Here is a 14934-nt window from a genome sequence, read left to right on the forward strand (position 1 = left end):
CCGCGACGACATCCACGAGGCCTTCATGACCCTCGCCGCCGCGATCATCTGCTGGCGACGCCTCAACCGCTGATCATTCTGTTAGGACTTCTTAGGGAGAGCAGTCAGAGCCTGTTACCGGCGCGCCCATGAGCGTCACCTGCACCGGATGAGTGTCTAACCGTCCTCCCCGCCGGAAGGCTTGTGGTCGGGCGATTCCTCCCGGGTGCCGTACATCGTGTCGTGCTGGATGCGGGGTGAACACACCGACGCCGAAGGGCACGCGCAGCGCCTTCCGCCGTCGTCCAGGCGCACCGTCACCGTGTCGGCGGGGACGTTGTGCCCGGTGACGACCCCGTCGCCCTGAGGCGTGCTCACCCTGCTGCCCGCGCGAGGCATTCTGTACCGGCTCTCGACGTACAACGGGTGCTCGTACTTCAGGCAGCACATGAGCCGCCCGCAAGCCCCCGCGATGCGCAGCGGGTTGACCGGCAGGTCCTGGTCTTTGGCCATGCGCACGGACACGGGCTCGAAGTCCTTCAGGAACGTGGCGCAGCACAGGTCACGGCCACAGGGGCCGATGCCGCCCTGCAGCCGTGCCTCGTCCCTGGGGCCGATCTGCCGTAGCTCGACCCTGGCCCGCAGGTTACGGGCCAGGTCGCGGACCAAGGCCCGGAAGTCGACCCGGTGAGGGGCCGAGAAGTAGACGGTGTAGACGTTGTCCTGGTCGAGATAGTCGATGCCGACGACCTTCATCGGCAGCGTGTGCCGTTTGATCAGCTTCTTGGACACGCTGCGGGCCTCGGCCCTGCGGCGTTTGTTGGACTCGTCACGCGAGAGGTGTTCCTCGCCCGCCGGCCCCTCGCACACGGGCAGACCGTCGATGTCCTCGCTCGTGTACTGCGGCGCCCACACACACTCCGCCACCTCGGGCCCCGAGTCGGTCGGCACCAGCACCTTGTCGCCGACCTTGAAGGTGTGCCCGCCCGGATCGAGGTAGTAGAGCCTCCCGTAGCGTGTGAAGCTCACGGCCATGATCATTCCCATGGGCTAGAGCTCGCCTCCCTGACGGCCTCGGGGGTTGTTAGGGCCTTCCGTTGCCACACTACGTGTGTCCGCCCGGTGAGCGTGAGGGGCACCGGCCCCGATCTTGATTCAGCCGCCCGTCCGGCAGTCCTGGCCCTTCGGCAGCGAGACCCGGTAGCGGGCCATGGCCAGAGCCGCGTCGACCGCGCAACGGTGGTCGAGGACGGACGCGACACCTCCCTGCCGTCTCAGGGCCTTGAGCAGCGGACCCCAGTCGTCGCGCTCCGATCTCATCTGCAACCGGTACGACTCCGGCATGTCCTCCACCCTGGTGGCCGCGAGCAGTGCCTCGTTGTCCTTGTAGCTGCGTTTGAAGTTCTCGTACGCCGTCGACCGGTCCTCGAAGCGGATGGACTTGACCTGCTTGGACGCCCGCAGGAGTGCGGAGATCTCGTTCTTCTGCCTGGTCGTGGCTCCCTTGCCGTCCTTCATGACCTTGTCGTCGTCCGGTGCGCGTACGGCACCGCAGGCGGGCAGCCCCGAACCGTCCTGGCAGAGGAAGACGCTGACCTGGGTGTCGGACGACGGAAGGGAAGCGGCGGAGGGCACCAGGTCGATGTCCTCGACCCCCGGGAGCGGGCTGAGTGCCTGCTTCACCCGCGCCGGATCCGTGCCGGGCGCAAGCTGCACCCGGAACGAGGCCCGCAGGTCGTCGACCGTCACCGCGTCGAGCAGCCGCTGGTTGTGCGCGAAATCGCGCCGAAAGCTCTCAAAGGCTTCGGCCTGGTCCACATACAGGCCCGAGGTGAAGCCGGGGACCTTCTCCGCCGCCTCCTGGATCGCCTTCTTCTGCTCAATCGTGACGCCCTGCCCCTGACAGGACGGCGCCTTCCCGCTGGCCGACCTCGAACAGAGGAAGATCGTCAACTCCTGCGCATCGGCCTGACCGCCGGTGGGGCCGGCCAGCGTCGCCACGTGCTCGTCACCCCGCACGCCCAGCCAGACGGCGGTCGTCGCCCCCGCGAGCACCACCGCCACGGCCGCGCTCACCAGCCGGAGATCCACCTGGCTCCGGCGCCGCTCGGGCGTGCGCAACGGCTTGAGCGCGCCGGTGTCGACGGTCGCGCCGGCCTCGACGAGCGCGGCACGAAGCCGGTCTTCCATCGGGCTGTTCATGATTCCTCCCCAAGCGCCCGGCCGAGGGCGGCGAGCCCTCGCGCGATCGTGGACCTGGCCGTGCTCGCGTTGACGCCCATGGTCGCGGCGACCTCCTGGTCGGACAGGTCGAAGTAGTAGCGCAGGGTCAGCGCCTCACGCTGCCTGCGCGGCAGCTCCCGCAGGGCGAGCAGCACCTCCCGCCGTTCCTCGCCCAGCAGCGCGGCGCTCTCCGCCGACCAGACCGGCGGCTCGTAGGGCACCGGCCGCCGGAACACCGTCGCCCGCCTGCGCAGGACGGACCGGCACCCGTTGAGCACGGCGGAACGCACATAGGCCAGCGCCTTGTCGGCATCCCGCAGCCGGGCCCGGCCGGCGTGCGTACGTGCGAACGCCTCCTGTACGACGTCTTCGGCGGTGGCCTGATCGCCGACCATGATCAGGGCGAGCCGCACGAGGCCCACATGATGCTCGGCGAAGATCGATGCCACATCGACCCGTTGCCGCGCCAGGGCCTGTTGTTGGGAGAGCAGTTCGACTTCCACGCTACAGAGACGCTTGGCGGGCTCACTTGCTGCTCCGGTCACCCAGCTATCTTTTCGCTCTCCCGACAAGCGAGAAGGCGGAAACCGCAGGTCACCGCAGCCGGACCCCCAAGGAAAGCCACCGCAGGCGAAGCCTCGAACAACCGGCGCAGCCGCCACAGGCGGCGGCCGGGATCAGCTCAGGCCGCCCCGCGCAGCGACAACATCATCGCCTCCACCGCGATCTGCGGATTGACGTTGGCCCCCAGCCGCTCCCGGCACCGCATGATCGCGTCGATCCGCCGCAGCGTCTCCTCCGGCGTGGACGACCTGGCGAGCTGGTCGAGATCGAACCGGATGTCGTCGTTGGCCAGCTCCACCCCCGCCCCGAACTGCATGGCCAGCACGTCGCGGTAGAACGACACCAGCTCCAGCAGCGCGGCGTCGAGAGAGTCCCGTTTGATGCGGGTGGCCCGGGACTTCTGCCGGTCCTCCAGCTCCTTGAGGGCGCCCGCCCCGCCGCGCACCAGCCCCCGGTTGAGCCCCTTGCCCGTGGAGCCCTCGCCGTAGATCTTGCGCAGCTCGGCCGTCTCGTTCTCGTTGAGCGCCGCCGTGGCCGCCGCGGCCTCTTCCTCGGCCGTCTTGACCAGGCGTTCGGCGGCGGATACGCACTCACCCACCCCGGTCAGCGAGCGCGGGATGCCGAGCACGGCCTCCCGCCGGTGGCGGGCGCCCTCGTCGAGGGCCAGTGACCGCGCCCTGCTGATGTGCCCCTGCGCGGCCCGCGCGGCGAACGCGGCGGTCTCCCACGGCACGCTGTCGCGGGTGGCCAGCACGTGCGCGACGGCCTCGGTGGACGGCGTGGTCAGCGTGACCTGGCGGCAGCGCGACCTGATAGTGATCATGAGGTCGTCGGGAGCGGGCGCGCACAGCAGCCAGACCGTGCGCGGCGGCGGCTCCTCGATGGCCTTGAGCAGGGCGTTGGCCGCCGACTCCGTGGCGCGGTCGGCGTCCTCGAACAGGATGACCCGCCAGCGGCCCTGGGTGGGGGCGCCCGCGGCCCGCAGGATGAGCTCGCGGGTCTGCTTGACGCTGTAGGACAGGCCCTCAGGACGTACGGACTCCAGGTCGGGGTGGGAGCCGATGAGCACCTGGTGGCACTGGTCGCAGTGGCCGCAACCGGCGTCGGGGCACAGCAGCGCGGCGGCGAAGGCCCGCGCGGCCTCCTCCCGGCCCGAGCCGGGCGGGCCGGTGAACAGCCAGGCGTGCGTCATGCCGGCGCCGCGACCACCCTTGACGGCCTCGCCGGCCGCCGCAGCGGCCCGCGACAGCACGGAGATCGCCTGGTCCTGCCCGACGAGGTCATCGAAAACTGTCACGGCGTAAGGCTAGTCGCGGATCGCAGGCATCGTGCCCGTGGCGTCTTCGGACTCCCGGGGCACCGGGTCGGGCAGGATCTCGCGGATGCGGTCCTGGATCTGGCGGGTCAGCACCTCGGGCGGCATCGTGCCGTCGACCACGAGGTAGCGGCCGGGGTCGGCGGCGGCCAGCGCGCGGAACTCCTTGCGCACCCGCTGGTGGAACTCCAGAGGCTCGGACTCGATACGGTCGGCCGCCCCGCCCAGCCGGGTCAGCCCCACCTCGGGCGGCGTGTCGATGAGCACGGTCAGATGCGGTACGAGCCCGCCCGTCGCCCACGCGTTGACCCTGGACACGTCTTCGGGGTCGAGCGCCCGGCCGGCGCCCTGGTAGGCCAGGGACGAGTCGACGTAGCGGTCACTGATCACCAGCGAGCCCCGGTGGAGCGCCGGGCGGATCACCTTCTCGACGTGCTCGGCCCGGTCGGCCGCGTAGAGCAGGGCCTCGGACCGGGCCGACAGACCTCGCTCGGCCGCGTCGAGCAGGATGGCCCGCAACCGCATGCCGATCTTGGTGGAGCCGGGCTCCCGCGTCTGGACCACGTCGTAGCCCTGGTCGCGCAGCCAGATGGCGATCAGCCGCGACTGGGTGGTCTTGCCCGAGCCCTCGCCGCCCTCGAACGCGATGAACAGCCCCGGCACGTGCTCGGCCGGCTCGGCGGGGTAACGCTCGCCGCGCACCGCCGCGAGCAGGTCGGCCGACAGCGAGACGCCCTGCCTGTCGTCCATGTGGCGCAGCGCCAGGATCCCGACGGCCATCGCGAGCCCGCCGCCGATGACCAGCACCAGGTTGGTGCCGTCGAAGCGGTAGGCGACGGCGCCGAGGCCGAACTCGTGAGCGCCGAAGAGCGCCGCCAGCGGGTTGGCCACCGCCACCACGAGCAGCAGGGTGACCCGCGCCGTGGACTGCAGGAACGAGAACGTGCGCCCGCGCAGCGCGTCTTCGACCTCCAGCCCGATCAGGGTGTAGCCGATGATCCACGCGATGCCCGCGCACGCCCCGAGCAGGACGGTCAGCATGACGACGATCGGCAGGTTGTGGATCAGCGCGATGGCCACGAGCACCACCCCGGCCACGGTGATGGCCAGGCCGAACAGCCGCCGCCGCGACAGCCCGCGCAGCAGCCTGAGGCCGGCGAACATGCCCAGCGCCATGCCGACGAAGACCGCGCCGAACACGACGCCGTAGGCCGCGTCGCCGCCGCCGAGGGCCACCACGTAGATCTTCGCCACGCCCACCACGGCGCCGCCCGCGGCGAACGCGCCGAGCATGCCGATGATCAGGCCGCGCACGAGCCGGTTGCTGCCCACGAAGCGCCAGCCCTCGACGACCTGCTTGAGCACCGAGGGCGTCGAGATCGCGCCGTCGCGCTTGGGGATGCCGCGCAACGTGAAGATCAGGAAGGCCGACACCAGGTAGGCCAGGGCGTTGACGATCAGCGCAGGAGCGGTCGGGTCCATGCCGTTCAGCAGGGGCAGGACGCTGCGTCCCATGTCGCCGGCGAGGGACAGCGCGGCGAACAGCAGGGCCGCGATCGGCGCGCTGCCGTAGGTGACCAGCAGGTTGAGCCGGTTGGCGGATTCGAGCTGGTCCTTGGGCACCAGGTTGGGCACCGTGGCGTCCTTGGCCGGGACCCAGAACAGGTTGACGCACTCGACCAGGACGGTCGCGACGATCACCCACTGGTAGGTGCCGATGACCGGGATCGACAACACGACCGCGAACCTGGCCAGGTCCGCGGTGAACATGGTCAGCCGCCGGTCGAACCGGTCGGCGAACACCCCGGCCAGCGGCCCGAGCAGCACGGCGGGCAACATCTTGGCGATGAACACGCCGCCCACCGCCAGCGACTGCATGCGGTAGTCGCCCTGGTTGAGGTTTCCGGCGAGGGCGGTCAGGGCCAGGATGTTGAGCCAGTCGCCCAGACTGCACACCGACATGGCCGTCCAGAGCCGGCGGAACGGCGCATGGGCCAGCACATGTGCGGCGCGCCTAGGGGCAGTCATGATTTCAGCGTATCCAGGTGTCGGCCGGACAAGGGAAGGCAGGAGACAACGCGGAATTACCCGCTTGTCCGTGGCTGAGGGTATTACGTTCGCGGGTCGGCGTGCAGGTTACCCGGATGGAACAGGCCGTCGAAAACATCGTCAATTCATTACTCCGGCCTCTTGCCTGTTCTCCTCCACCAGAGGCGACCAGGCGGCGCGAACTGCGGCCGGCAGGGCCAGCTCGCCCCAGAGCTCGACGAGCAGCGCGCCGTCGACGTGGTCGAGCAGGTCGGCGGGGCCGCCCTCGCTCAGCAGCGCCGAGTAGGCCGCCCGGCGCTGGTCGCGATCGGCCAGGTCGTAGACCCGGCCGCCGAACCGCAGGACGCCGAGGGCCGCGGCCACCGGCAGCCGCCGCAGGCGGCTCGGGACGTGGAAGCTGCGCCCGCCCGCCGACCTCACGGCGAACTCGACCTTGGGCTCAAGAGCCAGCCGGAACCCGGCCGCGTCGAGGATGCGCCCGGCCGTCTCCAGCGTGGGCGACTTCCTGCCGTGCTCGTAGGCCGACAGCGTGGTGCGCGAGGTGCCGCTCCTGCTGGCCAGCGCCTTCTGGTTCATGCTCGCCGCGTGGCGCGCCTGCCTGAACAGCAGCCCGCCGCGCCGGGCCCAGAAGGCGACGTCGGGCGCGAGCGAAGCCGCCTGGCGCAGCGCCCCTTCGGCCGGGGAGGAAACCATGCTCACCTCCTGCGAGTATCCGCTCGGATACTACGCCAAGATGACGCCACGTGGCGACCGCGTCGCGCAAAGTCAGGAGCGCAGCTCCAGCATAGTGATCTCCGGCGGCGCGCCGACCCGCACCGGCGGCCCCCAGAACCCGGCGCCCCTGGTGACGTACACCTGCACGCCGTCGACCGTGGCCAGCCCCGACACGACGGGCTGCTGCAGGCCCACCACCAGGTTGAACGGCGCGATCTGGCCGCCGTGCGTGTGCCCCGACAGCTGCAGGTCGACGCCGTAGCCGGCCGCCTGGTCCACCTGGACGGGCTGGTGCGCGAGCAGCACGGTGGAGCGCCCGGGCGTCCGTCCGCCGAGCGCCTTGGCGAAGTCGGGCCCGTCGCCGACGGCCGCGCCGTTGAGGTCGTTGACCCCGGCCAGGTCGAGCACGGCGCCCTGGTGGCTGATCTCCACGCGCTCGTTACGCAGCGAGCGAACGCCGAGCTGGTCGAGCTCCTCGATCCATTCCTGGGGGCCGTTCTGGGTGTAGTACTCGTGGTTACCGGTCACGAAATATGCCCCGTAGCGGGACTCAAGGCTTTTGAGCGGCTTGGCGAGGGCGCCCAACTGGGCCACGGACCCGTCCACCAGGTCGCCGACGATGGCCACCACGTCGGGACGCAGGCCGTTGATCATCCTGACGATGCGCTCGGTGTGGCCGACGCCCGTGAGCGGGCCCAGGTGGATGTCGCTCACCACGGCGAAGCGCAGGCCGTTCAGCCTCGGGTCGAGCTTGGGCAACCGGACCCGCACCGGTTCCAGCACCGGGTCGCCCAGGGCGCTGGTCATGCCGTAACCGACCGTGCCGAGCGCGCCGGCCCCGGCCACCACCGCGGTGGTGCGCCCCAAAAAGAGCCGCCTGCTCATGGGCGGCGCGGTCGCGGGAGCGGGCTCAGCGGGGGGCTCAGCGGTCACCTCGGACGGCGAGGCGGCGGACGGCACCGCCGCGACCGGGACCGGCTCCTTGACCGCCACCGACCCGCGCTCGCCCCTGCGGATGATCATCGACGCGACGGCCCGCGGCACCTCCAGCACGAGCAGGAACACCACGAGGTAGAACATCAGCGCCACCCAGAGGTAGCCCGGCCAGGCCAGCCAGTTGCCCAGCTCCATCCGCGTGCCGGCGAACGCGGCCACCACGAGCAGGACCAGCCCGACCAGCCCCCAGGTCAGCGCCTTGCGGACGCGCCCGGGGCGGGTCGCGGAGCGCACCATCCGATGCCACAGATAAAGGTGCGCCACCACGACGAGAGCGACGAAGACCAGCACGATCACACGTCGATGCTACTTACGATTTGGCCGCCGGCTTCTTCGCGGTCGTCTTCTTCGCCGGGGCCTTCCGGGTGGTCTTCTTCGGCGCGGGCGCCCGCTCGCGGCGCTCGGCCAGCAGCTCGGCGGCCCGTTCGATGGTGATGTCCTCGACCGTGTCGCCCTTGCGCAGCGACGCGTTCGTCTCGCCGTCGGTCACGTAAGGGCCGAAACGCCCTTCCTTGACCACGACCGGCTTCTTCGACGCCGGATCGTCGCCCAGCTCCCGCAGCGGCGCCGCCGCCGCGGCCCGCCGGCCGCGCTGCTTGGGCTGCGCGAACAGCTCCTTGGCCTGCTCGATCGTGACCGTCAGCAGGTCCTCTTCCGAGGTGAGCGAGCGGGAGTCGGTGCCCTTCTTGATGTACGGCCCGAACTTCCCGTTGTGCGCCACGACCTCCTCGCCGTCGAGCTCGCCCACCACCCGGGGGATGGCCAGCAGCTTGAGCGCGTCGTCGAGGGTGATCGTGTCCAGCGACATCGTCTTGAACAGGGAGCTGGTGCGGGGCTTGGGGGCGTCTGCCTTCTTCGTCCGCTTCTTCGGCGTCTCGTCCTCGGCCGGCTCGGGCAGGATCTCCGTCACGTACGGCCCGTAACGCCCGTCCTTGGCCACGACCATGTGCCCGCTCACGGGGTCGCGCCCCAGCTCGCGGTCGCCGGTCGGCCGCGAGAACAGCTCCTCGGCCTTCTCCGCCGTCAGCTCGTCGGGCGTGGTGTCCTCGGGCACGTTGACCCGAGCGCCGTCTCTGTCCAGGTACGGCCCGTAACGCCCGACCCGCAGGACGATGTCCGTCCCCCTGATCGGGAACGAGCTGATCTCCTTGGCGTCGATGTCACCGAGGTCGGTGACCATCTCCTTCAGGCCCTCGTCGCCGTCGCCCGCGCCGTAGTAGAACCGCTGCAGCTCCGGCACCCGCTCGGCGCGGTCGTTGGCGATGTCGTCGAGCACCTTCTCCATCTCGGCCGTGAAGTCGTAGTCGACCAGGTTGCCGAAATGCTGCTCAAGCAGGTTGACCACGGCGAAGGCCAGGAAGGACGGCACCAGCGCGGTGCCCTTCTTGAACACGTAACCGCGGTCGAGGATCGTGCCGATGATCGACGCGTACGTCGAGGGCCGCCCGATCTCGCGGTCCTCCAGCTCCTTGACCAGCGAGGCCTCGGTGTAGCGGGCCGGCGGCTTGGTGGAGTGGGCGGCCACGTCGAGCCGCGACACGGTCAGCGCGTCGCCCTCGGCCAGGTTGGGCAGCCGCTTCTCGGAGTCGTCGCGGTCGGTCGAGGGGTCGTCGGCCCCCTCCACGTACGCCTTGAGGAAGCCGTAGAAGGTGATCGTCCGGCCCGAGGCGCTGAACTCGACGTCTTCACCGGAAGCCGAACGGCCGCCGACCTTGACGCTGATCGACTCGCCGACCGCGTCCTTCATCTGCGAGGAGACGGTGCGCTGCCAGATCAGCTCGTAGAGGCGGAACATGTCGCCGGACAGCCCGGTCTCGCCCGGCGTGCGGAACTCCTCGCCGGAGGGCCGGATCGCCTCGTGGGCCTCCTGCGCGCTCTTGACCTTGCTGGTGTAGACGCGCGGCTTGTCGGGCACGTACGCGGCGCCGTAGAGCTTGATGGCCTGCGAGCGGGCGGCGGCGATCGCGGTCTCCGACAGCGTGATGCTGTCGGTACGCATGTAGGTGATGAAACCCTGCTCGTACAGCCGCTGGGCGACCTGCATCGTGTACTTGGCGGAGAAGCCCAGCTTCCGGCTGGCCTCCTGCTGCAATGTGGTCGTCCGGAACGGCGCGTACGGCTTGCGCGTGTACGGCTTGCGCTCGACGGACCTGACCGCGAACGACGTGCCCTGGAGCCGGCCGGCCAGCTCACCGGCGGCGGCCTCGGACAGGTGCAGCACGTCGGCCGTCTTGAGCTGCCCGGTGCTGGCGAAGTCGCGCCCCTGGGCCACCCTCCTGCCGTCGACCGAGGTCAGCGTCGCGGTGAAGTCACGCGGCCGCTCCTCGGGCTTGCCCGAGTCGAACAGCGCCTGCAGGTCCCAGTAGTGGGCGGAGGTGAACGCCATGCGCTCCCGCTCGCGCTCCACCACCAGCCGCGTCGCCACCGACTGCACCCGGCCGGCCGACAGCCGCGGCTTGACCTTCTTCCACAGGACCGGGCTGACCTCGTAGCCGTAGAGCCGGTCGAGGATGCGGCGGGTCTCCTGGGCGTCGACCAGGCGGAGGTTGAGGTCGCGCGGGTTCGCGACGGCGTCGCGGATGGCCTGCGGCGTGATCTCGTGGAACACCATGCGGTGGACGGGCACGGTCGGCTTGAGCACCTCGCGCAGGTGCCAGGCGATCGCCTCGCCCTCCCGGTCCTCGTCAGTGGCCAGGTAGAGTTCGTCAGCACCCTTCAACAGCTGACGCAGCTTGCTGACCTGCGCCTTCTTGTCGGGGTTGACGACGTACAGCGGCTCGAACTCGTGCTCGACGTTCACGCCAAGGCGTGCCCACGACTCCTTCTTGAAGGCCTCGGGGATGTCATCGGCCCGCTCCGGCAGGTCACGGATGTGGCCGATGCTGGACTCGACCGTGTAGCCGGCGCCGAGGTATTTCTCGATCGTCTTCGCCTTGGCGGGCGACTCGACGATCACCAGGCGTGTTCCGCCGGAGCTGCCGTTCTTGGCTGGCACGCTGCTTCCTACCTCACTGTTCGCTTGCAATCCCCCTGCCGGGAGTCGGCATAGATCTGAAAGGTAACCCGACTCGCGGAAATTTCCTTCCCCCGGGCTACCCACTAGCTTCCGGGTCCACCCACAAGCACGCAGAATAAGCCCCATCGAGCGGCATGGCGCCCTGACTCACCCTGGAGACTAATCGTTGTGCTCGACTACTCCTACATGGATATCTTCATTCCGCGCGACCTCACTCGCGAAGCCGCACGTCAACTGCTGACCGAACACGCAGAGTACGGCCAGTGGGAGCTCGCGCGGGTGCGGGTGCACCCCGACGGGAGCCGGCACGTACGGCTGCGACGCAAGGTCATCCGTGTGCGCAGCACCCTCTGAGCCTGGACATGGCTTTGCCCGCTCCGGGCCGCGCCCCCGGAACGGGCAAAGCATCTATCGCCTACCGCTCCCAGGCGGTGGAGCGGTAGCGGTATCTGTGGTTACCGATCTAGGCCGTATATCTACTTACGGCCGAACCGGAACCGGCGGGCGGTCGCGAACAGCGTGGCCGATGCGGCGAACATCGAGCCGAGCAGCAGCGCGAGCAGCGAGCTGGAGTTCATCCCGGTGAGACCGGCGGGCTGGGCGGCGCTCATCAGGCCCAGGTTGCCGACCGGCAGGCCGCCGGTGGCGGAGGTCACGGCGCCGCCGACCGGGGTGGAGGAGAGCAGGTCGGTGGCCGGGGCGAGCGGCGACGAGGGACGGGCCGGCGCCCGGCGCCCGTGGTCGGTCCTGTCGGCCATGTGACGCTTGCCGGGCCGGACGGGCACCCGCTTCTCCCAGGACTTGGCCGGCATGTCCACCGCGCCGGGCCTGGCCTGCGCCGGACCCTGCACCGGAGCCTGCGCCTGGCCGGGGAGGCCGGGCAGCTCGGGGAGGGCGGGCAGGCCGAGGGTCTTGGACGCGTCGTCCACGAGCGGCAGCGAGGACAGGCCGCCGCCGACCGGCAGGCCCGAACCCTGGAGCTGCTGCGTCACGTTGCCCGGAACCGGCAGGCCCGAGCCCTGGAGCTGCTGCGTCACGTTGCCGGGGACCGGCAGGCCGCCCGCCTTCGACAGGCCGCCGACGTCGGGCAGCCCGGGAACGCCGCCGGTGCCGTTGACGCCGTTGAGCGCCGGGACGGCGGGCACCGCGGGCAGCAGCCCGCTCTTGGCCGCGGCCTGGTGGCCGGTGGAGCGCAGGAACTGGCTGTAGCCGCCGCCCGGGTAGCCCGGCTTGCCGACGTGCGCGCCGCCCAGGCAGCCCGCCGCGGCGTCGCCCAGCACGGCCACGGCGTTGCCGCAGACGTTGACCGGGGCCGTGATCGGCGCGATCACCTGGTTGCCGCTCAGCACGCCCGAACGCCCGGAGGTCGTGTTGCCGCCGCCGCCCACACCGTTGTGCGGCCAGACGGCCGCGCCGCCCTTGCAGTGGGCGGTGGAGGCGCCGAGCACCGCGGCCGCGTTGCCGCAGACGTTGAGCGGCGCGGTGATCGGAGCCACGGCCTGGTTGCCCGCCCCGACGCCCGACTGCCCGGAGGTGTGGTTGCCGCCGGCGCCCCGGCCGCCGTTCTTGACCGAGACGACGCCCCGGCACCCGGCGAACGCCTTGCCGAACGCGGCCACCGCGTTGCCGCAGACGTTGAGCGGAGCCGTGATCGGCGCGATCACCTGGTTGCCGCTCAGCACGCCCGAACGGCCGGAGGTCGTGTTGCCGCCCGCCCCCGAGCCGGCGCGGGTGTTCAGCACCGTCGCGCCGCCCCGGCAGTTGGCCACCGCGTTGCCGACGGCGTTGCCGCAGGCCGTGATGGGCAGGTTGGCGGGGGCGATCACCTGGTTGCCGCTGCCCGCGCCGTAACGCCCGTCGGTGTCGTTGCCCGTGGAGCCCGGCGCGGCCATGTGGTGCAGCCAGCCGCCGCCGCCCGAGTTGGTGACGCTGGCGCCGCCCTGGCAGCCCGCGAACGCCCGCCCGAACACCGCCACCGCGTTCCCGCAGATGTTGATCGGCCCGTTGACCGGCGCGATCACCTGATTGCCGCCCAGCGCGGACGAGCGCCCGGACGTACGGTTGCCGCCCGCGTTGCCGACGCCGCTGTTGTGCACGGAGGCGCCGCCCTTGCAGCCCGCGGTCGCGTCGCCGAAGATGGCCAGCGCGTTGCCGCAGGCGTTGATCGGAGCCGTGATCGGCGCCGTGAGCTGGTTCCCGCCGATGAGGCTGGAGTCGCCCGAGGTCTGGTTGCCCCCGGCGCCGCCCTTGCCCTTGTTGTGGACGGTCGCGCCGCCCCGGCAGCCCGCGTCGGACTTGCCGAACAGGGAGACCGCGTTGCCGCAGGCGTTCAGCGGCGCGGTGATCGGCGCGTTGACCTGGTTGCCGCCCAGCACGCTGGAGTTTCCTGAGGTGCGGTTGGGGATGTCGCTCGGGCCGGCGTTCTCGACCGAGGCGCCGCCCTGGGACCCGGCGGACGACTGGCCGGCCGCGCCGACGGCGTTGCCGCTGATGTCGATGGGCAGGTTGATCGGCAGGTTGACCTGGTTGCCCCCGCCGACGGAGGAGTTGCCCGAGGTGTCGGCGAAGGCGGCGCCGCTGCCGAACGACATGACCGCGACCGCCAGAAGGGCCGCAGGAGTAGATGCTCTAGCCCACGTACGCATGGTGAATGCTCCTAGTGGTTCTTGGGGGGATACCTGAAACGGTTCGCGGGCAGCCGAGGCCGTGCGAGGTCGCACACAACGGTGGCCTCGGATTCGCGAACAGGTTGACTGACGTCTCACCCGCCGGCGGAGGGGATCAGACCACGCTCCGCCGTCGCTCTCCGGACGGGACGTCCGGGGCGTGTCGAATGGCGGGATCAGTCAGGTGAGAAGGAAGGGTCGTCCGCCGCTGTGCGGACGACGGGGGGCAGCACACGCGCCATGACGGCGGACTGGTACTGCAGCCGCGGGTCGACACCGGACCTCGCGACATCCCCCATACCGGGCCCGAACGGGCCGCTGCCACCACCGTTGGGCACCAGTCCATCGGTGTCCAAGATCTTTCCGGCGGAGGATGGTGGTGGCAGACCAGGATCCTGCTGGCTGTTGAGACCGTCCACGGTGCGGCCCGCCATCGCCTCGGCGTTGTCCGACGCCGAGAGGTAGCCGGGGGCCGAAAGGGGAGCGGGGGCCGCGTCGGCGGCTCCTGTGGTGGCCGCGGTGGCATCCGCGGCCGCCGGAGCGGCGGACATGGCTCCGAACACGACGGCGAGCAGCCATCCGGCCGCCACGAGGGCGCCCATCGTGACTGCCCGCACGACAACCCTGCGGGCACCGGCCGCGAACCGCGCCATCCGGTCGGCCCGCTCGGCGGTCGTGTCCTGCTCCGGGAGCGTCGTGGGCACGCGGCGCGCAGCGAGGGACGACGCCCTCGACTGCCCGACCTTCGTGCGTGCCACGTGACCTCCCAGCTTCCGGAACCGGCCTCACGTCGTGAGACCGGCCCGTGGACTCACCCCTCAACGATCCGTAACCGTAGCAGCACCCAAAGTTGCCGCAAGGGCTTTTCAGCAGAGACCCCGAAAAAGGCCAAGGACACGCTGGTCCGCTTCACGTAAGACACCTGGGAGGGTCATCGGGACGGTCCGGCGGGACCGCCGGGGGGCCGTCCTGGAGGCGGCGCCTCTCCCCTGTGCCGATACTTGGTATGACTCACCCCCCAGAGTTTGCTAACCTTACGGAGCCGACGCGAGATGACGGTCCCGCGTGCAGGCACCAAGTCCGGGTGGCGGAATAGGCAGACGCGCTAGCTTGAGGTGCTAGTGCCCAGTGATGGGCATGGGGGTTCAAGTCCCCCCTCGGACACCGCACACATGTGGAGGCACCGGTTCAACCGGGCCTCCACATTCTGCTTTCTGGGGGCAGTACGTAACCCAGCCCAGGTTGCGGGGACTCCAAGCCCGCAGACTCCCCTCTCCATGACGGTGATGCGCTGCGCCGTCGTGAGCGCGTTCAGCTTCCGCCACGGATGGGCCGCGCGCGCGAGCTCGGCGGCAACGCGAAGGAGGGTGCGGTCTTCGGGGGTACGGCGATGAGTTTCGTCGGTGGGGGTG

At 70.6% G+C, this 14934-nt stretch carries 11 protein-coding genes and 1 tRNA gene; 2 read left to right on the forward strand and 10 right to left on the reverse strand.

Annotation, left to right across the window (positions count from 1 at the left end; all coding sequences use genetic code 11):
* Nucleotides 1–156: 156 nt before the first annotated feature.
* The 8 genes from ACIBST_RS39395 to topA all read right to left on the reverse strand — a co-directional run bounded on the left by ACIBST_RS39395 (nucleotide 157) and on the right by topA (nucleotide 10835).
* A complete protein-coding gene (locus tag ACIBST_RS39395; RefSeq protein ID WP_397178651.1) occupies nucleotides 157–1014 on the reverse strand; it encodes a stage 0 sporulation family protein in 858 nt (285 codons plus the stop codon).
* A gap of 120 nt (nucleotides 1015–1134) precedes the next feature.
* The gene (locus tag ACIBST_RS39400; protein ID WP_397178652.1) at nucleotides 1135–2181 is read right to left on the reverse strand and encodes a permease-like cell division protein FtsX; all 1047 of its coding nucleotides are present in this window, start codon (nucleotides 2179–2181) and stop codon (nucleotides 1135–1137) included.
* Nucleotides 2178–2651, reverse strand: coding sequence for a SigE family RNA polymerase sigma factor (locus tag ACIBST_RS39405; protein ID WP_397178653.1), 474 nt, complete (start codon nucleotides 2649–2651; stop codon nucleotides 2178–2180). The genes ACIBST_RS39400 and ACIBST_RS39405 overlap by 4 nt, the downstream gene beginning before the upstream one ends.
* A 233-nt stretch (nucleotides 2652–2884) precedes the next feature.
* Nucleotides 2885–4063 carry a DNA polymerase III subunit delta' gene (locus ACIBST_RS39410; RefSeq protein ID WP_397178654.1) on the reverse strand — a complete coding sequence of 393 codons (1179 nt, stop codon included), beginning with the start codon at nucleotides 4061–4063 and terminating at the stop codon, nucleotides 2885–2887.
* Between the two features lie 9 nt (nucleotides 4064–4072).
* Nucleotides 4073–6109 carry a dTMP kinase gene (gene tmk / locus ACIBST_RS39415; protein ID WP_397178655.1) on the reverse strand — a complete coding sequence of 679 codons (2037 nt, stop codon included), beginning with the start codon at nucleotides 6107–6109 and terminating at the stop codon, nucleotides 4073–4075.
* A 141-nt stretch (nucleotides 6110–6250) separates the two neighbouring features.
* Nucleotides 6251–6823, reverse strand: a complete 573-nt coding sequence (locus tag ACIBST_RS39420) for a helix-turn-helix transcriptional regulator (RefSeq protein WP_397178656.1) — start codon at nucleotides 6821–6823, stop codon at nucleotides 6251–6253.
* A 72-nt stretch (nucleotides 6824–6895) separates the two neighbouring features.
* A complete protein-coding gene (locus ACIBST_RS39425; protein ID WP_397178657.1) occupies nucleotides 6896–8137 on the reverse strand; it encodes a metallophosphoesterase in 1242 nt (413 codons plus the stop codon).
* 13 nt (nucleotides 8138–8150) lie between these two features.
* Nucleotides 8151–10835 (reverse strand): type I DNA topoisomerase, encoded by a 2685-nt coding sequence (gene topA / locus ACIBST_RS39430; RefSeq protein WP_397178658.1) that lies wholly within the window; start codon nucleotides 10833–10835, stop codon nucleotides 8151–8153.
* 207 nt (nucleotides 10836–11042) lie between these two features.
* Here topA and ACIBST_RS39435 point away from each other — a divergent pair, with 207 nt between their 5' ends.
* Nucleotides 11043–11210 carry a DUF5703 family protein gene (locus ACIBST_RS39435; RefSeq protein ID WP_379478577.1) on the forward strand — a complete coding sequence of 56 codons (168 nt, stop codon included), beginning with the start codon at nucleotides 11043–11045 and terminating at the stop codon, nucleotides 11208–11210.
* A gap of 122 nt (nucleotides 11211–11332) precedes the next feature.
* Here ACIBST_RS39435 and ACIBST_RS39440 read toward each other — a convergent pair whose 3' ends face one another.
* Both ACIBST_RS39440 and ACIBST_RS39445 read right to left on the reverse strand, forming a co-directional pair.
* Entirely contained in the window at nucleotides 11333–13501 is a 2169-nt protein-coding gene (locus ACIBST_RS39440) for a chaplin family protein (RefSeq protein WP_397178659.1), read from the reverse strand.
* A gap of 197 nt (nucleotides 13502–13698) precedes the next feature.
* Nucleotides 13699–14280, reverse strand: a complete 582-nt coding sequence (locus ACIBST_RS39445) for a hypothetical protein (RefSeq protein ID WP_397178660.1) — start codon at nucleotides 14278–14280, stop codon at nucleotides 13699–13701.
* Nucleotides 14281–14600: 320 nt separating this feature from the next.
* Between ACIBST_RS39445 and ACIBST_RS39450 the strand changes: the two genes are divergently transcribed.
* Nucleotides 14601–14686: transfer RNA gene (locus tag ACIBST_RS39450), tRNA-Leu, on the forward strand.
* The last annotated feature ends 248 nt before the right edge of the window (nucleotides 14687–14934 follow it).

Source organism: Nonomuraea sp. NPDC049684, from assembly GCF_044465345.1.
In the GTDB taxonomy this organism is placed as follows: Bacteria; Actinomycetota; Actinomycetes; order Streptosporangiales; family Streptosporangiaceae; genus Nonomuraea.